This window comes from Pedobacter frigiditerrae, from assembly GCF_004331645.1.
Taxonomy (GTDB): domain Bacteria; phylum Bacteroidota; class Bacteroidia; order Sphingobacteriales; family Sphingobacteriaceae; genus Pedobacter; species Pedobacter frigiditerrae.
Genome location: NZ_SJSK01000004.1, coordinates 1 through 19,789, shown reverse-complemented (window position 1 = coordinate 19,789; position 19,789 = coordinate 1). Strand labels below are relative to the sequence as shown.

14 protein-coding genes, 1 tRNA gene and 1 pseudogene are annotated in these 19,789 nt (G+C 36.2%); 10 read left to right on the top strand and 6 right to left on the bottom strand.

The features are described from left to right. The first annotated feature begins 315 nt into the window (after positions 1–315). The 5 genes from EZ428_RS15235 to EZ428_RS15215 all read left to right on the top strand — a co-directional run bounded on the left by EZ428_RS15235 (position 316) and on the right by EZ428_RS15215 (position 10,121). Positions 316–3,612: a toxin-antitoxin system YwqK family antitoxin gene (locus tag EZ428_RS15235; RefSeq protein ID WP_131554053.1), complete on the top strand. Its 3,297-nt coding sequence runs from the start codon at positions 316–318 to the stop codon at positions 3,610–3,612. Beyond that, positions 3,605–5,527, top strand: coding sequence for a transglutaminase domain-containing protein (locus EZ428_RS15230; RefSeq protein WP_165501791.1), 1,923 nt, complete (start codon positions 3,605–3,607; stop codon positions 5,525–5,527). The genes EZ428_RS15235 and EZ428_RS15230 overlap by 8 nt, the downstream gene beginning before the upstream one ends. A 4-nt stretch (positions 5,528–5,531) precedes the next feature. Then, a complete protein-coding gene (locus EZ428_RS15225) occupies positions 5,532–7,499 on the top strand; it encodes a DUF3857 domain-containing protein (RefSeq protein ID WP_131554051.1) in 1,968 nt (655 codons plus the stop codon). A gap of 157 nt (positions 7,500–7,656) precedes the next feature. Then, the gene (locus EZ428_RS15220; protein ID WP_131554050.1) at positions 7,657–8,466 is read left to right on the top strand and encodes a helix-turn-helix domain-containing protein; all 810 of its coding nucleotides are present in this window, start codon (positions 7,657–7,659) and stop codon (positions 8,464–8,466) included. Between the two features lie 56 nt (positions 8,467–8,522). Further along, complete coding sequence (locus EZ428_RS15215) at positions 8,523–10,121, top strand: serine hydrolase domain-containing protein (protein WP_131554049.1); 1,599 nt, start codon at positions 8,523–8,525, stop codon at positions 10,119–10,121. Positions 10,122–10,223: 102 nt separating this feature from the next. Here EZ428_RS15215 and EZ428_RS15210 read toward each other — a convergent pair whose 3' ends face one another. Further along, positions 10,224–10,919: a hypothetical protein gene (locus tag EZ428_RS15210; RefSeq protein WP_131554048.1), complete on the bottom strand. Its 696-nt coding sequence runs from the start codon at positions 10,917–10,919 to the stop codon at positions 10,224–10,226. 275 nt (positions 10,920–11,194) lie between these two features. Here EZ428_RS15210 and EZ428_RS15205 point away from each other — a divergent pair, with 275 nt between their 5' ends. After that, entirely contained in the window at positions 11,195–11,785 is a 591-nt protein-coding gene (locus EZ428_RS15205) for a hypothetical protein (RefSeq protein ID WP_131554047.1), read from the top strand. Positions 11,786–11,957: 172 nt separating this feature from the next. Here EZ428_RS15205 and EZ428_RS15200 read toward each other — a convergent pair whose 3' ends face one another. Together EZ428_RS15200 and rnhA are read right to left on the bottom strand one after the other, a co-directional pair. Beyond that, positions 11,958–12,593 carry a DUF6266 family protein gene (locus tag EZ428_RS15200; protein WP_131554046.1) on the bottom strand — a complete coding sequence of 212 codons (636 nt, stop codon included), beginning with the start codon at positions 12,591–12,593 and terminating at the stop codon, positions 11,958–11,960. Positions 12,594–12,823: 230 nt separating this feature from the next. Then, complete coding sequence (rnhA, locus tag EZ428_RS15195; protein ID WP_131554045.1) at positions 12,824–13,288, bottom strand: ribonuclease HI; 465 nt, start codon at positions 13,286–13,288, stop codon at positions 12,824–12,826. A gap of 177 nt (positions 13,289–13,465) precedes the next feature. Here rnhA and EZ428_RS15190 point away from each other — a divergent pair. Further along, positions 13,466–13,539, top strand: a tRNA-His gene (locus EZ428_RS15190). 742 nt (positions 13,540–14,281) lie between these two features. Here the strand turns inward: EZ428_RS15190 and EZ428_RS24235 are convergent. The 3 genes and pseudogenes from EZ428_RS24235 to EZ428_RS15180 form a co-directional block, all read right to left on the bottom strand. After that, positions 14,282–15,061: pseudogene (locus EZ428_RS24235) on the bottom strand (recombinase family protein); the annotation flags it as partial. Further along, on the bottom strand, positions 15,058–15,219 hold the full coding sequence (locus tag EZ428_RS24000) for a hypothetical protein (RefSeq protein ID WP_165501790.1): 162 nt from the start codon (positions 15,217–15,219) through the stop codon (positions 15,058–15,060). The gene EZ428_RS24000 and the pseudogene EZ428_RS24235, both read right to left, overlap by 4 nt. A 95-nt stretch (positions 15,220–15,314) precedes the next feature. Continuing rightward, positions 15,315–17,081, bottom strand: coding sequence for a hypothetical protein (locus tag EZ428_RS15180; protein WP_131554044.1), 1,767 nt, complete (start codon positions 17,079–17,081; stop codon positions 15,315–15,317). A gap of 372 nt (positions 17,082–17,453) precedes the next feature. Between EZ428_RS15180 and EZ428_RS15175 the strand changes: the two genes are divergently transcribed. The 3 genes from EZ428_RS15175 to EZ428_RS15165 all read left to right on the top strand — a co-directional run. Beyond that, the gene (locus EZ428_RS15175; protein ID WP_131554043.1) at positions 17,454–17,993 is read left to right on the top strand and encodes a BfmA/BtgA family mobilization protein; all 540 of its coding nucleotides are present in this window, start codon (positions 17,454–17,456) and stop codon (positions 17,991–17,993) included. Between the two features lie 3 nt (positions 17,994–17,996). After that, positions 17,997–18,932, top strand: a complete 936-nt coding sequence (locus EZ428_RS15170) for a DUF5712 family protein (RefSeq protein ID WP_131554042.1) — start codon at positions 17,997–17,999, stop codon at positions 18,930–18,932. A 15-nt stretch (positions 18,933–18,947) separates the two neighbouring features. Then, positions 18,948–19,789, top strand: an 842-nt coding sequence (locus EZ428_RS15165; protein ID WP_205945724.1) for a YWFCY domain-containing protein, incomplete at its 3' end; no start/stop codon positions are given.

Genomic DNA, 19,789 nt, shown 5'->3' with positions numbered 1-19,789 from the left:
GGAGTTATATATCATGCGATAATTATTTAGCAGGTTATCACTTTAACACACAAAAACTTCTTTTAACCCATTTTTTTTGTTTTTTAACAACCCAGCTTAACGTTGGGTAATTGAATTGTTCTATTGAAAAAACCGCTATTAGCCATCAAGCTATTGCCTTCTTAAAAATATAGCCAATTTTGGTGCGCACCTCATTTATAAGATTCATGTTGTTTTAATTCGTTTTCATAAAAATAAATTGCAAATAAAAAAAATACTCTTTATGCTGATTTTTTGAAAAAAACTTTATTTTTAGGGCTTAACTAACGCTATCTCATGAAGTCTCGTAACTTATTGCTTTTAACCCTACTCTTTCTTTCAAAATTCGCTCTTGCTCAAAAATCGGAAATCATAAATTCAGGAGATATCATTAATAAAAGTATTGAACTGGCCGATTCTAGTCAATTTAAGGATGCAATTAACCTCCTTAATAAAGTTAACCGTAGCGACACCAACTTTGTGTCAGCTTTGCTTAGGAAGGCTATTGTTTGCCATGCCGATAGTCAATATAATGAGGGGATTAAATATTGCAAGCAAGCATTGCTCCTTAAGTCCAATTATGCATTTGAACATGATATCTATAATGTATACGGAACCATATTGCTTGATATGGAAAATTATGATGAAGCAGCCAAAATTTTTGATAAAGGGATAGAGAAATTTCCGGCACATAGCGTATTGTATTTTAACAAAGCTCTTATTTATTTAAGGACAGAAAAATATGATCTTGCAGAAGCATGGTTTCAAAAAGCACTGATGATTAACCCTTATATGTACGTGGCTCATTACCATTTAGGTCTGTCAGCTGTACTTCAAGGAAAGATAATTCCTGCATATATTAGTTACATGTCTTATCTTTTATTTTCGCCCAAAGGCAAGTATTCGGGCAAAGCAATTAACATGCTCCAGCAGATATCAGTAAATACTGATGAAATAATTGGTTTTAAGAATAATAGAAAACTACAACCAAACGATAATTATCAAGCTGTAGAGGATGTGGTCTTCTCAAAAATTGCCCTTAATAAATCATATAAAATACAAACAGAGTTAGACGACCCTATCAGTAGACAAATTCAAGCTGTTATAGAGAAATTAGAATATATAGATGAAGATTCTGATTTTTGGATACAGTATTACCTCCCATTCCTAAAGAAAACTTTCGCCGATAAAAAGTTTGATCTAATGATCAATCACATGTTCTCCAATGTAAAAATTCCTGCAATTGAAACTTATGTGGAAAAGAATAAAAAGCAGATAGATGCTTTTATTGGTGAGGCGAGTGTTTATTTTGATCGTATCAAAGCAACGCGTGAACTGATGTTTAAACGACGCGATACAGTTATTAAAGAATATTTCCATGAGAATGGGAATTTAATAGGAAAGGGTACACTTTCTAAAACTGGAAAGGCGTTGTTAGGGCTTTGGGAAGGATATTATGCAGGTGGTAACATCAAATCTAAGGGCGTGTATAATGAGGCTGGCCAGCGTAATGGAAGCTGGATCTGGTTTAATAATAAAGGTGAAATTAAAGCAAAGGAGAATTACTTGAATGGTAAACTTGATGGACAGCAGGAATATTACTTTTTTAATGGCAATAAATCTTCAATTGAGAGTTATGTAAATGGACAGCTTCAAGGGCTAACTAAAATATATTTTTATGGTGGTAGTATTAAGAGTGTATCTTCCTATAAGACAAATAAACTAGATGGAGAAGAGAAATTTTATTACATCAGTGGCGATTTGGCATCTTCAAGAAATTACACCTCCGGAGTAAAAAATGGCATAGAAAAAGAATATTTTAGAAATGGAAAGCTAAAATCAGTTACTCAATATGTAGATGGAAAGACACACGGTGCCTATAAAGAATATAATAATGCTGGCATACTCGTAACAGAAGGGAATTTTGTTAAGGACCTTGTTGAAGGAGAATGGAAGTATTACGATGATGATGGGAAACTTAAAAGGACTTCGCAAAGACTTGGAGGATTAGAAAATGGACTTCAAAAAGAATATTATCCAACTGGAGAGCCGGCATCAACTTATAATACCATAAAAGGCAAGATAGAAGGAGAACTTTTTGAATACTACGCAAATGGCAAAATATTGTCAAGTCGTACCTATAAAGGCGGTTCGCTTTTGAAGGCTTCTTACCTAGATAAATCAGGTAATACGCTTAGCTCACTTGTTAGTAATGGAGATATCAATAAGTTGATATCTTATGGGAGTAATGGACTTAAGAAATCTAGCCTAAGCTATAATAAGACTGGCCTATTAAACGGTCCGGATACCACTTATTACAGTTCGGGCAGAATCAGTGAGATATGTAATTATAAAGATGACGTATTAGATGGAAAATTAGTGTTCTATTACCAAAATGGGAAAATTAAGTCGGAAACTACAATGGTTGATGATAAAAACCAAGGTTACTATACTAGTTTTTATATGAATGGAAACATTCAGTCTGAAGGATGGATAATTGAAGATCAATACCAAGGACTTTGGTCATTTTACAACGAAAATGGGAAATTGAGCACTACACAATATTATTTAGATGGTGAAATTGATGGCTACAAGGAAGAATATTACTCAAACGGGCAAAAATCTGTAGAGTATAAATACTACAGGGGATGGTTGGAAGAAGTTACAAATTATAATCTAGAAGGAAAAGTTATTGCAACCGATATTTTTCATAAAGGGCAAGGTAAATTTAAGTTGTTATACCCAGATGGTAAATTAATGGCCGAAACTAATTATAAAGATGGTGAGTTTGATGGCGTCTTTAAATCATATTATTTTGATGGAAGCCCCGAACGTGTTTTTTACTATAAGTCTGGACTTTTAGATAGTATTTATGTTAGCTACCAACATGGTGGAATGAAATCTGTAGAAGGAAAATATGCTATTGGAGAAAAAATAGGGGCGTGGAAGGTTTACGATGAGGATGGTAAACTTTCTCATTTATCCAATTATAAAGGTGATAAATTAAATGGAGAGCATACGAGTTTTTTTGTAAATGGAAATAAGGAATTTGTTTCTTTTATAAAGGATGATCTTTTAGAGGGAATAAGTAAAACATACGATCTAAAAGGAGCCATGGCTTATCAGGTCTTGTATAATGATGATCTGGCTGTTTCTTATACCTACAATGATGGTAACGGAAAATTAAAGGATAAAATTGCTATTGATAATACGAAAGGTATAATGAAAGCTTTTTTTGCCAATGGGAAGCCATCCCGAGAATGCACTTATACGGGAGGGGAAAGAAATGGAAATGATCGAATATATTACGAAAATGGAAATCTTAATTCAGATGAAAATTTAGAATATAATATTTTACAAGGCCCGGCTAAATCTTACCATGAGAACGGCAAAATAAAAACAGATTTTAATTATTTAAATGACAATAAACACGGTTTGTGTAAAACATATCATGAAAATGGCGCTATAAAACGAGAATCCAATTATGAATATGGCGTAATTCATGGTGCTGTTAAAACCTATGATGAAAATGGCAAGCTACTTCAAACAAAAAATTACGATCAGGGAGTACTTAAATCTGTTAAGAATGGATAGTTATTTACCAATCAGATTCATTGTTTTACTCTTGCTTTCTTTCAGTATTCTTTCTTTAAAAGCACAAGACATGGATGAGCTTCGTAAGCAATATCCAGGTGAGAAGGCTGTTTTCGTAGATAAGCTGGTTGACTATACGTTTACTCTTAAGGAAGATAAACCATATGTGGAGAGTAGGGAAAAAGAAAGCATTGCTTTTTTAACCCAGAGTGCGTCAAATTATATGGGGTCATTTAGTTTTTACCACAGCTTTTTCCATGAGCTTATTACCTATTCCGCACAAACACGAACAGCGAGCAATAAAATAATAAAGGTTAGTAATTTCAAGACAACATCAGACAAACAGAGTTTTGTTTTTTATGATGACGTAAAAAAAATGTCTTTTAACTATCCATCTATTGAACCAGGTGCCTTGGGTTCTCTAGATGTTTCTTGGGTAAATAAAGATCCTCATCTATTACCTAAACACTACTTTAAAAGTTATATGCCTATACTTAATAGCGAGTTAAAACTAACTGTGGCTAATGGTATTTTTATTAAATATAAAAAGATGGGCATTGATACAGCTGATATCTTGGTTACCATTGATAAGGGCAAACGTAATACCATTTACTCGTTCAAATATAAAAATTGTACTGCTGATAGGGGTTATGCCAATGCTCCTGGGTATGCTTGGTATTCACCACATGTCGTTTTTTATATTGATAGCTATAAAGATAGTCAGGGTAAAATGAATTCGTACTTGGCTAATGCTGATGATTTGTATAATTTAAACTACAGTTACATTAAAGGAATTAATTCCAATGTAAGTAGCCAAGTAAAACGCATCACCGATTCCCTAATTATTGACCTCAAATCACCAGAAGAAAAGGCTCGTAAAATCTACAACTGGGTTCAACAAAACATAAAATACGTGGCTTTTGAAGATGGCATGGGCGGATTCATTCCTAGAGAAGCAGAGCTTGTATGTACTCGTCGTTTTGGCGACTGTAAGGATATGTCGAGTATTTTAACACAGATGATGAAGGTAGCAGGTATAGATGCTTATTATACTTGGATAGGTACCCGAGATCTTCCTTACAAGTTTAGTACAACACCGTTGCCATTGGTAAGCAATCACATGATATGTACAATTAAGCTAAATGGCAATTATATTTATTTGGATGGGACAGATCCTACCTGTGTATTTGGTGTTCCTGCTTCTCATATTCAGGATAAGGAAGCAATGATTGCAATAAATACAAAGGAATATAAAATTGCTATTGTACCAACTGTTGAAAAGGATGAAAATTTACTTATAGATACTACTTGGGTTGATATGGTGCCCAATGGAATAAAAGGTCGTATTAAACAAGATTTAAAAGGTTATTTTGCATCCGAGGCCCATGCTAAGCTAATGTATTGGGGCGAGAAAAACCTTCTTGAAAACATGAAGGATGAGTTTGCACGAGGTACAAATAAATTTAGCCTTGATTCCTTTGTTATTGATCGGAAACCTGTTGCTAATCATGTGACCTGGAATGGCAATTTTACTTTACCTGGTTATGCAACTAAAGTTGCGGATGAATATTACCTAAACCTTAACCTATTTCGCTTCTTTGAAAATTCGAAAATTGAAATAATGAAACGAAATGTACCAGTGGAATATGACTTCAAGTATGTTAAAAGATACGTTACTATACTTAACCTGCCAAAAGATTATAAATTAACATATATGCCAAAAGGGCAAGTGTACAATGCTGGAGCAATGAGTTTCAAGTTAACCTATGAACAAAAAAATAATCAAATATTTTTCACACAAGAATACACCAATAACGAATTAATGCTCATTCAAGATCAGTTTGAGGCCTGGAACAAAATGCTCGATAATTTATTTCCGACATACAAAGAAATCTTAAGCTTTTCAAAAATTTAATCCCATGAACAAATCTTTAATCCCATTTTTAATTTTACTGGTCTCAATTAAAATTTGCAGTGCTCAACAAGTAGCTGTTAAAATTGAGCCCTGGTCTTCAAAGCCCGCTATCCATACTTTTGATGCTAAATACAACAAAGAATCTGCAGTAGTTATTAAAGATGTTCGCCGTGTAGAATACATAGACAATGCTAAGGGAGAAGTAGAAAAATATTATACACTTCATAAAATCGTTCACGTTAACGATGATCGAGCTGTTGAAGAATATAATAAAATATATATCAACGTTAATGACAATTCAGACATTGTAGATGTTCGTGCCAGAGCCATTCTAGCAAACGGTAAAACAGTTGAGCTTAACAAATCAGATATTAAAGATTATAAAGAAAAAGATGGAGGTACTTACAAGATATTTGCCTTAGAAGGACTTGAAAAGGGTTGTGAAATTGAATATGCTTACACTGTAAAAAGACCAACTTCCTTTATTGGAAAAGAAAATATGCAGAGCGACAAACCTCAATTGGAAACCTCATTTGAGCTTATTTGCCCTGAACGACTTAGGTTTGAGCTTAAAGCTTTCAATTTTGTTTGGAATGCTACAGATTCAGTCCAAAATGGAAAAAGATTTGTAAAATGCCTTCAGGCATCTACTGTAGGTGTTGAGGAAGAAAAATATGCTTTTTATGAGGCGAATGTTAAATATATAGAATTTAAGCTGTCTTATAATGATGTGGTCCGCAAGGGCGAACGTTTGTACACTTGGAATGATTTGGGTAATCGCATTCATGGAATGTATACTAGTTATTCTGCTAAAGATCTTGTACTTGTATCTTCAATTATTAAAGAAAATGGTTGGGATAAACTTACTGATGAAGCTAAGAAGTTAATAGCTGTTGAGAATTATATTAAAACAAAATTCGGTTATAATGAAGACCTAGATGATGATGAATCAAATGCACTGTCGGTAATTATTAAAAATAAGATTGCTGGTCAAACAGGTATGATGCGCCTTTATTCTGCTATTTTCCAAAACCTAGGTATTAAGTATCAACATGTTTTGGCTGGCAACAGATCCAGTTCAACCATTGACTACAAATTCGAAAATTGGAATAACTGTGATTACGGCTTATTCTTTTTTCCAACACAAAATAAATTTATTGCTCCAACAAGACCAGATTATCGCTATCCATGGATTCCACCAGTATGGGGAAATAGCAACGGTGTGTTTTTCCGTACCACTACTCTGGGCAATGTGTCAACAGCAATTGCCGACGTGAGAAACATTGAGTTGCAACACTACAGTAAAAGTGTGCATACCATTGAAAGTACAATTCAGTTAAATAAAAAACTTGACTCACTTGAGATTGATGCAAAACAATCATATACTGGATATGCAGCTGTAGACATGCGTGATGCTTTCAATTACGCAAATGATGAGGATAGACAAAATATCATTAAACAATTGTCGAAAATGCTCACAAGCTCTGAAAATGTATTGTTTTCAAAAGTAACCAATCAGGAGTTTGAAAAAGCCACTAACAATGAGCCAGTAGTTTTACATGTAAAGACAAAATCTGGAGATCTAATAGAGGCTACAGGTAACAAGTTATTGATAAAGATTGGGCTAGCGATTGGTCCTCAGGTAGAAATGTACCAAGAAAAGGAAAGGCAATTTCCTATGAATATTGAATATGCCCATATTTTAGACAGAAAAATTAATCTTGTTATACCTGACGGTTATGCTGTAAAGAACTTAAATGATCTAAAATTAAATGAAATTTATAAAGATAAAGGCGAGCAAACGATGGGTTTTATGTCTGATTATCAGTTAAATGGTAATGTGTTGACCATAAATGTAGTTGAAGATTATCGAAACACACATTATCCGATAAGCCAATATGAAGCATTTAGGAAAATCATTAATTCAGCTTCAGATTTCAATAAGGTTGTGTTGGTTTTAGAGAAAAAATAAGCAGTATCAATCAGTGTTTGTTGAACATATTTAAAAAGCCACTTATCCAAAAGTAAGTGGCTTTACTATTTAATAATAGTTAGCACTTTAATAACTGTTCTACTGTATATAATCTAAAATTGTAACAAACGTTCTATACAGTGTTCTAAATAAAGCAATGGAAAAATTAAGTTCAGGTGAGTTCTTCGGTATAACAAACCAGAAGCTGGAAACAGGTGGACTGATTTTAACCAATACAGCTTATACCCATGAGTATGTAGATTGGCATCACCATGAGAATGTTTATTTTACCTTTATCCTTAAAGGAAAAGTAATTGAGGGCAATAAAAAAGGAAAAGTAGCCCTCACTGCTGGAAGCCTGTTGTTTCATAACGCTCAAGAATCACATTATAACATCAAACCAAAAGGGGAAACCCGCGGCATGCACCTTGAACTCCAAAACACTTGGATCAAGGAAATGTACCCTAATCAGGATGTTAAGGAAGGGAGCTTTGAAGTGTGTTGCCCGAGAACCAAAATCTTGTTTTATAAGCTATTAAGGGAAAGTACAATTGCAGATGACTTGACCCAACTCGGCATTCAAAATATAGTGATTGAAGCAACGGATTCATTATTTGTTGGTGCCCAGGAATCAAAGTTTAGGCCCTCATGGGTAGATCAAATAAACGATTTTCTTCAAGACAATTACCTCTACCCACCAAAATTAAAAGAGATGGCGGCTGTGCTAGGCATTCACCCCGTACATTTATCAAGAGCGTTCAGTAAGTACTTCGGCTGCACCATAGCCGAATATATCCGCTTGTTAAAAGTAGAAAGGGCTTTTGCTCAGCTCTCAGTTAAAGGCAATTCATTGAGTACTATTGCTCATCAGTGTGGGTTTGCCGATCAGAGTCACATGATCAGGTGTTTTAAAGCCTGTAGTGGAGATACACCACTTTTTTTCAAAAAGCTCGTCAATTTAACTTGATGTTAATCTCGTTCTATATTATCTTGTTTTACTGCCTTACTTTTGAATAAAAAAACATGATGCAGCGATTTTATGCCATTGCCCTTCTTTTTATTTCAACGCTTTTTGCCTCGCAATCCCATGCGCAGCAACTGACTTTTTTTGATTTTAGACCCGCAAGAGACAGTGTGCAAACCTCTCGTGCAATTTCTTCCTATAACATCGGTTCAGACAAAGATTTGTACTTCCTATTATCGCCCAGTGTTTCTCTTGAAGCTGAACTTGCCAAACTTGCTCCTTCAATAAAAACGGAAGAACTATTGGCTATGGGTAACTATAGTTTCGATTTTTATGTAGATGGTAAAAAGGTTTATACTGAAAACCTAGGTCCAGGAGCTATACTGCCACAAGATAAAATCACTAATCGTCCACTAGATATTGTGTTGATGAGCTCAAGCAGGTCTGGGCTGTGGAGCATTAACCTTTGGGATCGCTTTATGGCAAAAGCTGGACTATCACTTTTAAACACCCAGCCCAAAGTCTTAGCAATACAAATCAGTGTTTATGTTAACCAAAATGAGCCCAAATATAGTTCGGTGTTGGCGCAGGCAAAAATCAACATGACAAGGATTCCCAAGGTAATTGATCCATCAAAAATGGGAACACAGCCCATAGCCGCCGAAAGTGGTTTTAAGCTTTCTAAAGAGAAGTTGGACAAAAAGTTGATTGTGGCCTTAAATACGAAAATTGCAGAACAAACCTATCGCATGATCAATGGTATTGTTGTGCTAAAGAAAGGGGAGTTGCTTTTAGAACAGTATTACAATGGCGAGAAAAGGGAAACTTTGCACGACCCAAGGTCTGTGAGCAAATCAGTTACCGCTACGCTTACAGGGATGGCTATTAAAGATGGTTTTATGGCTTCGGAGAACCAAATGCTAAAGGATTTCTATAAACTTCAAGATTATGCAAACTATAGCAGCAAAAAAGATAGTGTGAAAATTGGAGACCTACTGAGCATGAGCGCTGCGTTTGATGGCAATGATGAGGTGGAAAGCTCAGTAGGAAATGAAGAGAACATGTATCCGACTGCCGATTATACAAAATTTACGCTCGACCTTCCGATGGTTGTTGAACGTGAAAATGGCAAAAAATGGACTTATTTTACCGCTGGTACCAATTTGGTGATGGACATCCTCGACAAAAATATCCCTGGTGGTGTAGAAGCCTATGCTAATAAAAGCCTATTTGCACCATTGAGCATAACTAAATTTGAATGGGCTAGAACACCCCAAGGTAAACCATTTGGAGGTGGTGGACTTAGGCTGCGAGCGCTCGACTTTGCAAAATACGGCCAATTGTATTTAAATGGGGGCATATATAATGGCAAGCGACTGCTCGAAGAATCTTGGGTAAAGAAAAGCCTTTCGCCTTTGCAGGTTCTTCCTGCTGATAGACCTGGTTTCTATGGGCTTCTTTTTTGGAACAAGGCATTTGTTATAGCGGGCAAATCATACGAAGTTTATTACAGCAGTGGAAATGGAGGTAACAAGATCTATATGTTTAAAGACCTACCTCTGGTAATCGTTATTACCGCTTCTGCATACGGTAAAGGATTCGCACATGCCCAGGCCGATGAAATTGTAGAAAAATACCTGTTGCCAGCAATTTTATAAGAAGATGTGGCTTTGGTCTTTTTAACCTCTTCCGAACTTTCAGTCTTCTCGACTGTCTTCTGCTCTTCCGGACTTTACTGACTTTCGGACTTTCCGACTATCTTACTTTAAAGCAATTAATTCTCTAAATGATTTTCTTGCCCATATCGCATTGCGTTTGCGCAAGTATTTTGGCAAGAGTTTAATTTCACTTCTAACACGCAGAAATTGTTCACGAGCCTCAGCTTTTTGCTGCTGTTTTTTAAAAAATAAACCATAGTGATACATGGCTTCAAGTGAGTGTTGTGTACGTATTATTTGTCTATAGCCTTTATCTGCAATCGCTAGTGCTCCAATATTTTCTTGTGCTCGTATATATAAAAGTTCATCCTCTGGCATAACCAATTTATTGCCATTTTTTACATTAAATTGGTCAAAATAGGTTAAGCTCTCTTTGTATTGGTTATTGTAAAAGTATTGCCTGGCTAATTGAAGCAAAATGGCAGGATCATCGCTATAAGCACCCTTAAGACAACTTAATGATAATGTTATTGCTTTATCATATTGTTTTTGCTCAGCATAAGCTTTGGAAAGCCCAAATTTATTAGTAATACTATCAGAGATTTGTACTTTCCTTTCCCATTCATTGATTTGCTGCTTTGGAAAAAAGTATTTTTTTAAAGACCTGCCTTGGGTTAGCTCAGGAAGTAGTTCCATAAAAAAATAGATCACTGCACCTACTAAAGGTAAGAATATCAATAAGTAAAGCCATTCTCTTCTACCTGTTTTAAGGGCGTGTATAATGGCGATTACTTGCAAGATAACGGGGATAAAATAAAAATCGTTCCAGTAGCCAAACATTTGAGAGTTGTTAATTTGGACTGAAAATAAGCAATATGTTTAAAGTAAAAAAGTATTGTTTCTTTCTGTCTCAAAAAAAGCATCGACTGCTAGGGCAGACTTGTTTTGACAATTAGGCGTAGTAGGAGGAATGGATTTTGTTGTTTTCAGTTGATTTTTAAAGACTGTGCTTTATTCATTTTTGCGCTTAGAATAATGGATTTGCTACCGTATCTTTGCAAAAAAATAACTGGATGAAAAAAATAGAAGAATACCCAGCTTTAGCCTATGTTGTTGGCACCTTGGCAAAAGCAATAGCAGGTTCGAAAGTAGAGCAAAAATCAGCAAGTGAATATATTGTGAGGGATGGTAACGATGAGATACTTCTAAAGCAAGAATCAGGTATAAATGGTAGTTCTAACGCAATATTGATTACAGATAGTAGGAGTATCATTTTCAGTGAAGACTTGTTAGAACCCTTACAAAACATTCATGAAACTGTAAAAGGGGATGATGTACTTAAAAATGCTTTAAAAGATAGTACCATTATCATTAATGGATTAGATATTGAAACCGATTTTGTTTTTCAAGCGGTTAAAGACTTTCTTGACCAAGTAAGTAATAGTTATGAGTTTGTGCAAACTGTTGAAACTAACATTACTAAAATTGGAGCTGGATTTAAGTTTGGTAAACATATTTTTAGGTTAAACATTACAAACGAAGCTGAAAAAGTTTTACTTGAACCAAGATTTGTTGCGTCTTTTGATAAAAATATTCAGAAAACCATAACTGAAGATATGATTAAGGTTCAGTTGGCTGTAAATAAGATGTTTAAAACGGCCTAGAAGTTTTTATAATATCATATAATAAAGCGCTATATCGATTTTGATATAGCGCTTTATTTTTAAATATACATTGTATTCAAATGCTAAATGAGAGTGCAATAATAGCTGCTATGCCCACTTCTTTATAGTGCCTGGCGTAAAACAACTCCAAGCCTTTAGGCGAATACTCTGGTTAAACAATAATCTTCCCCAAATACTGACTATCTGATTGTGAACTACGATCTGCTGCTACAAAACCAATGTAGACATCTAATTCTTTATTTCTAATTCTGGGCTTAACTGCTATGCTTAGGCTGCCGTCTCTCCTGAATGCTCCATTAAATATTTTAGTCTGGGTAGCTGAATTTTTCACATCATACAGCAATACCATTAATTGGTCGGCCTCATCTTGGGAATTGACATCGGTAGTATCCCAATTAATCAATAATTTTCCCGGTTCAGGACTCACCATACTCGGATTAATGGCTTGAAGCAAGTCGCCACCACTGATTTTAGCCAGGGCAGGGTCAATGTAATGCCCGGCATCATCACTTACCAAGGCATTTTTTCTAAAATAAGAAACAGCAGCACGAAAACCACCTGTTTTGGTATAGTAATTGTTAAAACCTACCTTTAGCAGATCTATAAGTGGATCAAGGTACGCTTGAACCGTTGCTAATTTTTTCTGATTTTCTAATTCGTTCGCGGTAAATTTGGTTCTTTTCCTAGGTAGGCCCCTGATAAAACAATTCTCATCTATTATAACGCCTACCACTGTACCCACCTTGCCAGAGAAGCCTCCTAATATTCCATTTACTAACCTTGCCATATGCTTTTGTTTTGTTCAAATGTATGCAGTGTTTTACACTTGTCCAAATAGAAAAAAGAGTTAATTAATTAATAATTAGGTGTTTACACGCTTATAATTAGGTCGGCGATATAGTGATCACCCTGTTTACACCTTGTTATGACCCTGTGAACTCCTTGTGAAAATTAGATGTAGGAACAAGTAATGTCCTTGATGAGACTATCTAATTATTTTTAAAAAAAGAATTTTAATTAAGCGTTTTTGCGTTCTTCTTCGAAAAAAGCATCGATGCCTAGGGCAGATTTGTTTTGAGAAGCCGCTACGGCAAGCCTGTCGCACCTTTCGTTTTCTGGATGTTCATTATGGCCTTTGATCCAGATGAATTTAACCTGATGTTGTTTATGCAAGTTAAGGTATTGAATCCAGAGGTCTTTGTTCTTTTTGTCTTTAAAAGCTTTTTTTACCCAGCCAAATACCCATCCTTTTTCTACAGAATCTACCACATATTTAGAATCTGAGTAAACGGTTACCTGTGCACCTGGCTTTTTGATAGACTTTAGGCCTTCAATTACAGCCAATAGCTCCATTCGGTTATTGGTGGTCATTCTAAAACCGCCACTCAACTCTTTGTAATGAGCTCCCGAACGTAAAATTACACCATAACCACCCGGACCTGGGTTTCCACTTGCAGCACCGTCTGTATAAATCTCTATCATAAACAGTGCAAAGCTAGCTTTTTAGCTCGTATTTTTAGTTCTGTAACTTAAATTCAATTATAAATTTAAATTCAATGTGTTGGCTTATAATTATTTAAAATAAATGTGTCTTTAAATTTTCAAAAAAATTTGAATAGCTTGTTAAAAGTCGTACTTTTGTTGCTCTGAAAAAACACGGTGGTTGTAGCTCAGTTGGTTAGAGTATTGGTTTGTGGTGCCGAGGGTCGTGGGTTCGAGCCCCATCAGCCACCCCGTGCGGGGCAAAAGATTTTTAACAGTCTTTTGCCCCTTTTTTTTGCTCTCTAATTTCTTGTTTATCAAGAAGATACGTTCAAATGTTTCGTTCAACAAAGTGGTTCGATGTTGTAGAGCTTCAAAATCGAATTTTTCGGGGAACATCGAACCAATCAGCCTTCTCTTATCATTAATCGCAGATTTCGTGAAAATAGGAAATAATCTGGTTAGCGTAAAAATGGCATCATCCAAGATAGGTTCCAGCTGTGCAATAGTATATTTCTTTTTCACAATTTCTTCCAATTTTGCCTCTGTTCTAACAATATTGTCTTCGCATTCCAGCTTTAATGTCTTATAATCGCTGCCATCAATATCTCCAAGCAACAGCAATTCTCTTGCCCTGGTAAGCTTATTGTTACTCTCGGTGAGCTGCTTGGCTAGGTAGGTCTTATATTCCTTGTTTTCTAAGGTATCGCTGGCATATTCGTCCAAGATGACCATTTTGAATAACTCCGCAGTTTTTACGTTCAAGCTATGGTCATCCAAAAAATGCATAAACTCTTTATTGATTACTTCCGCTTTGTATCGGCAACCACATTTAGAAGAACAGTGGTAATAATAGTAATACTCATTCCGTCCTTTAGAAGCACTCCCGCAAAGTGTACGTTCGCATCTGGAACACAGCATAAAGCCTTTCAGCGGAAGCTTATCGTCAGAAAAGATTTTTGTTTTAATTGTTCTTTTCTTTCCATCAAGAATATCCTGTACGTCAAAAAATAATGAACCTGAAATGATGGGTTCGTGCAGTCCCTTTACCAATCTCGCCTCTTCGTCCTTATATTTTGGCACCAAAATTTCCCCACAGTAAATCGGGTTTCTGATGCTTCTGAGAAAATTGTTCTTACTACATACCAAACCATCCACCACTGCCTGATTAAATATCTGTTCAGTGGAGTATTTTCCTTTGACGATTTCTTTAAATGCCCATTCCATCAATTGGGCTTGCTTACCGTTTGGGGCAATATACTTTCTTCCATTCTCTGAAGTGAGGTTAATATAGCCGACAGGAGCAAGTCCAGGCCACCTGCCTTCTTTTCTTGCCCTTCTCATTCCGTAAAAAGTATTCAACCCTCTTCTGTCATTCTCTATTTCAGGTGCAGTGAGGTAAATGGCAAGCATCATTTTGTTCTCTGGTACAGACATATCCAGTGGCTGTTCGATGGCCTGAGGTTCAACGCCAAATGATTTTAGTTTGCTGATCATGTTATAGGCATCTGGAGCGTTGCGGCTAAATCTGTCCCATTTGGTGAATAGCACCAAGTCGGTTTTGTGCTTTTGTTTACGGAGTAAGATAAGGAGCTTTTGCCAGGCAGGTCTCTGGAACGTTTTTGCTGAATGATCTTCGTAAATTACCTTCCTTACCGTGATATGTGCCGTTTGGCAGTACTTCTGTAATCGTTCCTCTTGGTCGCGTTGAGAATACCCTTTGTCGGCCTGTTCATCTGTGCTAACCCGTATGTATAAATCAGCTATTTTCATTTCTTAAAGTTTTGATCGACAATCAATTTAGCTAAAAAATACATCAGTTCCAGCACTTCCTCCGCATCATTTTTATCTATATTTATGCCACTCTTCGATAAGATTTTAACGGCTTTTTCGGGGGTAATATTTCGTTTCTGTTGTAAAATGTTCCTCATTGGTATGACAGTTAAGGAACAATGATGAAGTTTTAGACTTGTGTGTTGTGAGTAGGTTTGGTATATCCCTTTTAAGTTATCATAAATTATTAGAGTTAAGATTCCACAACTTTTCGCGCCTCTTTAGTGCCAAACTTTTCGATTAATTCGATATATAACGGTAAAGGCTTTTTATAATTAGGTTTAATTTGAAGTACATTCAACGAATTATAAAAAGGGGGCATAAAAACATCGTGCCTTGTATGGTGCTCTAATATTTTCCAAAGCATATTTGGATTTTCACATAGATGTTCTTCCATGTTTTCCATATCACTGATATGAATAAGACTTAAAGGAGCAACTTTGTATTTCCCCAAATCAAGTGGTGCAATTAGCTCCTGAAATCGTTTGTTAAATATGTGAGCCATCAAAGGCGTTTGCAACGCTTTTTCATTTACAACTAAAGCAGGGAAAATTTTAATTGTTCCTTTTTTAGGGAAGCCAGGATCGATATTATTTACATGATCTGGTAACAAGGTAATTGCACGCACAATTTGTTTCATCCCAAATGAATCAAAAAACTTTTCCCTGCTTTCTTTATAAAACTCGTTTAGTTCACCACTATACTTTTCCTTATCGTATATACCAGTTGATTTAGCTTCGGCGAGAAACACTTTGTCGACATACCTAATATAGATGTCTGTAAGTTCGTTTTGTTGTCCTTCAATTTGCATCACCAGTTCATCAAAACACTTTACTTTAAAGTGTTTTGTATTTGCTATAATATGATTAACAATGCTTTTTAAATAACTCTCAAAAAATTCACCGATTATTGAACGGTAACGTTTAATATTAAAAACAGCGTTATTGTTCTCATCCTTTATCGGCTTAACCTTGTCAAACCAAAAATCGTTGATAAACTGGCTATAGGATTTTTCAAGAAGAATGGTGTTATCTGTTAGTAGAAATGACTCACCTGAATTATAGAAAGGATATTTCCGTATAGAAAGTAACTTTTCATATTCTGTATTTGGATATACTTGGCTAAAGGTCTCAAAGAGCTTTTGGCTATCCTCTTTTGGGTAATAGATAAATGTAGTGTCTATCGGCAGGCCTAGACCTGATGATTTGACATTATTCTTGCCATCTGGATTATTTCCCATATATAAGCTCATTATCTCAAAGACAAACCGCTCAAAATTCATCTGATACTGTGCAGTGAGATAATCTTTAGTTATGGGGCCAATATCCTGATGTAAAGTAAGAAATTGCAAAAGCTTATACGCCCGATAGGGAACATATAGCTGATTGGAACTAACATTTAGCTCGTTAAGCACAAGTGTTTTTACACTAATATCCTCTAGGCTTAGAGGTGGTTTTGCTTCGTCAACTTTAACCTCGCTTAAATCCCCAACTTGATCTAGTTCTCCCTCATTCGCTTCTCTTTTAATCTTTGTTATAGCTGTGTTTACCGCTAGAAGATACTTTAACAAATTTTCCCATGAATCTTTCATAGAGAATTCAGGTATTACTGCAATGTCTGAATTAATAATCTCTTCCAAAGCAAAAAGACAGGTTTGCCTGGTAAACAAAAGTGGAAAGTCTCCAGGTCTGCGACTGAATTTCTGGGCCATTTTTCCATATCTTTCATAAATTTCCCGTTGTTCTCCACTAAAATATAATAGTTCTCTATCCTGTGTTTGAATACTATAATCATTATGTAGTTGATTATTAGGTTTGAGCCTATAATTGAGCCCGCCGATTTCAGCAATTAAGTTTGTCCTACAAATACCTTTCAATAATGCTAATCGTTCTTGATGTTCTTCTCCAAAAAAATCATGGTAGCCTAGTATCGCCCTACCCTGAGGTAACTTAATTTTCATACACTTTAATTTTAATAAAGTTAAAGGTTTTACATCTAACAGAAACTTAAGATTTTATTTGGAATATACCAATTTGACCCAACACCACTAATCCACTGTTACCAAATTTGCTGTCACTTAATTTTAGTTATGAAAAACACAGTACCCTCAATCACAATTCTATCGTTTATCCGCACTGCTTCGGGTACCTTGCAGTGTCCTTTTCTCCTTCAAGAAAAGGAGCAAGCGGAAGTTAGGCAGAGCCTTACTTTTAGCCCCTACGCTACTGCTACAGGGTTTCAAGAATTCTCCAGGAATTCTTTGGCCTTCTGGAAAGGCATCAAATCGCAAAAAAGGAATTCCCTTCTGAATGCTGAAAACAAATAATCAGACATGGAAAAGGATAATGTAAACACGGTGAAGTATCCCGCATTGCTCGATATAAAGTTCATAAAAGTAGCCTCGTCCCTTGGAATGACCAAACGCGAACTGTTTGTTAAAATGGTTGAATACTTCTACAGGACCAAAAAAGACCCCTCCGATATTAATGACGATTTATTAAAAAGCTCTTTTGCCAAAAGTCATAAAACCTACACCAGTTTTATCAAAACTCAAGAGCAGTTGCTACTGATTCCGATGAAGGAGGCCATGGACAAGATGATTTCCAATCAAAAGGATATTGTAAAATATTTTAACGAACAGGTGGTGAACGCGAACAAATCCATCCTCAAAAATCAGCTGGAGCAAAAGGCCAAGCTTCAGGAAACAGAAAACCTGCTGATCAAAGTAATCGAGGGAAAGGAAAAACTGAAAGTAAATTTCCTGCAAATATTAAATAGTTACATCAGGAACCGCGAAGAACTCGGCTCATTCAAGACGAGGGAAAAAGAAGAGCTAGTCGAAAGTGTACGAAAACAGATATCTAACCTTTAAAAAATGTACATCAATATCACCGATAGTGAAAAGGGAAACAATAAGGCCAGTAGCGGAACTTTGGTTCATTACCTGGACAAAGAGAATAGGCTCTACAAACCAGAAGAACCGATGCTGTGGTTTAATGGCAATAGCAATGCCGTCCAATCGTACGAGGTCAAAAACAAGCTGGATAACAACATTGCAAAATTGGGACGGGAAGATGCAAAATTTTTTCTCATCAATATCAGCCCCAGCCAAAAGGAGATAAGCCACCTAAAGGAACTTTATGGCGAAGATGGTGCACGGGAAAAACTAAAAACCTATGCCGCAAAGGCAATGGATGAATATGCAAAGAATTTTAAACGTGCCGACATCAATTCTGGTAATGATCTATTATGGTTTGGCAAACTGGAAAACCACCGCTACTATTCACATAAGGATAAAGAGGTAAAAAGCGGGCAGGTAAAACGGGGAACGGCAAAGCCAGGGGAACAGATGCACGTTCAGGTCATCGTCAGCCGCAAGGACATCACCAACAAGATCAAGCTGAGCCCGATGAACAAATCAAGGGGCAGGAATACTGAACACTCGAAAAAACTAGGTCAGTTTGACCGTGTGGCATTCAAAAATTCGGGAGAAAAACTGTTCGATAAACAATTTGGCTTCGACAGACCGATTTCAGAGACCTTTAAATATGCCAACACAAATGCGAAGGGAAACCTGCAGGAAAAACTAGATATGCGAGTAGGCAACAATCAGACAAGGTCATTAGAGCCAGAAAAAAGTATTGAACCTTATACGGAACTGACAACTTACCTCAAGCTACCTGAGCCTACCAACTATTTGGGTCTGTTACTGGAAAAGGAACATAACGAGCCGCTCGGAACTGGCCTTAGAAAGAAGCGCAAGCGCAGAAAGCACAAATCACAGGATAACGAACAGAGATTAAGTATGTAAACTAAAAATATTATTATGAACACTGGCGAAGACATTCAGGGACTTAGAAAAATCATTGACTTTACAAGGCTGATTAGCATTTTCATATTAGCTATTCATTTTTACCTATGCTGTTATGTTGCTTTTAAGCAATGGGGATGGACGGCAGAAATTACGGATCGTTTGATTGCAAATATTTCCAGAACTGGGCTATTCAAAGGCATACTTATGCCCAAGCTATTTGCACTGCTTTTATTGGCCGTTTCGCTGGTTGCCGTTAAAGGGAAGAAAGACGAAAAAATACAGAAGAATTCAATCATTGCATACCTGTTAACAGGACTATTGCTTTATTTTATTAGCTCGCTCTGCTTTTATATCTATGCACCGCCAAAACTGATTACAGTCTTGTATATGGGCATAACAGCTATTGGTTACATGCTTATCTTGACTGGCGGAGGTCTTTTGAGCAGGCTGATCAAAAGCGGCCTAAGTAAGGATGTTTTCAATTCAGAGAATGAAACCTTTCCTCAGGAGGAGCGCCTATTGGAAAATGAATACTCCATAAACCTACCTGCAAAATATAGGCTTAAAAATAAGGTGAGGGACAGTTGGATCAATATTGTTAATCCTTTTAGGGGAATTTTAGTTGCTGGAACACCGGGCGCAGGAAAGACCTATTTTGTGATCAGGCATATCATCGACCAGCACATCAAAAAGGGTTTTTCAATGTTCATCTATGATTTTAAGTTTGACGATCTCTCTAAAATTGCCTACAATAAACTGCTGAAATACCATCAGAACTATAAGGTAAAGCCTAAATTTTATGCCATTGATCTAGAAAACCCCAAGCACAGATGTAATCCGCTATCGCCGGAAGG

Excerpts from the sequence above, each read along its gene's own strand:
- EZ428_RS15225 (WP_131554051.1), top strand. The coding sequence starts at position 5,532 with ATGAACAAATCTTTAATCCCATTTTTAATTTTACTGGTCTCAATTAAA.
- EZ428_RS24000 (WP_165501790.1), bottom strand. The coding sequence starts at position 15,219 with ATGAGGAACATTTTACAACAGAAACGAAATATTACCCCCGAAAAAGCC.
- EZ428_RS15170 (WP_131554042.1), top strand. The coding sequence starts at position 17,997 with ATGTACATCAATATCACCGATAGTGAAAAGGGAAACAATAAGGCCAGT.
- EZ428_RS15180 (WP_131554044.1), bottom strand. The coding sequence starts at position 17,081 with ATGAAAATTAAGTTACCTCAGGGTAGGGCGATACTAGGCTACCATGAT.
- EZ428_RS15220 (WP_131554050.1), top strand. The coding sequence starts at position 7,657 with ATGGAAAAATTAAGTTCAGGTGAGTTCTTCGGTATAACAAACCAGAAG.
- rnhA (WP_131554045.1), bottom strand. The coding sequence starts at position 13,288 with ATGATAGAGATTTATACAGACGGTGCTGCAAGTGGAAACCCAGGTCCG.
- EZ428_RS15235 (WP_131554053.1), top strand. The coding sequence starts at position 316 with ATGAAGTCTCGTAACTTATTGCTTTTAACCCTACTCTTTCTTTCAAAA.
- EZ428_RS15215 (WP_131554049.1), top strand. The coding sequence starts at position 8,523 with ATGATGCAGCGATTTTATGCCATTGCCCTTCTTTTTATTTCAACGCTT.
- EZ428_RS15200 (WP_131554046.1), bottom strand. The coding sequence starts at position 12,593 with ATGGCAAGGTTAGTAAATGGAATATTAGGAGGCTTCTCTGGCAAGGTG.
- EZ428_RS15230 (WP_165501791.1), top strand. The coding sequence starts at position 3,605 with ATGGATAGTTATTTACCAATCAGATTCATTGTTTTACTCTTGCTTTCT.
- EZ428_RS15175 (WP_131554043.1), top strand. The coding sequence starts at position 17,454 with ATGGAAAAGGATAATGTAAACACGGTGAAGTATCCCGCATTGCTCGAT.
- EZ428_RS15205 (WP_131554047.1), top strand. The coding sequence starts at position 11,195 with ATGAAAAAAATAGAAGAATACCCAGCTTTAGCCTATGTTGTTGGCACC.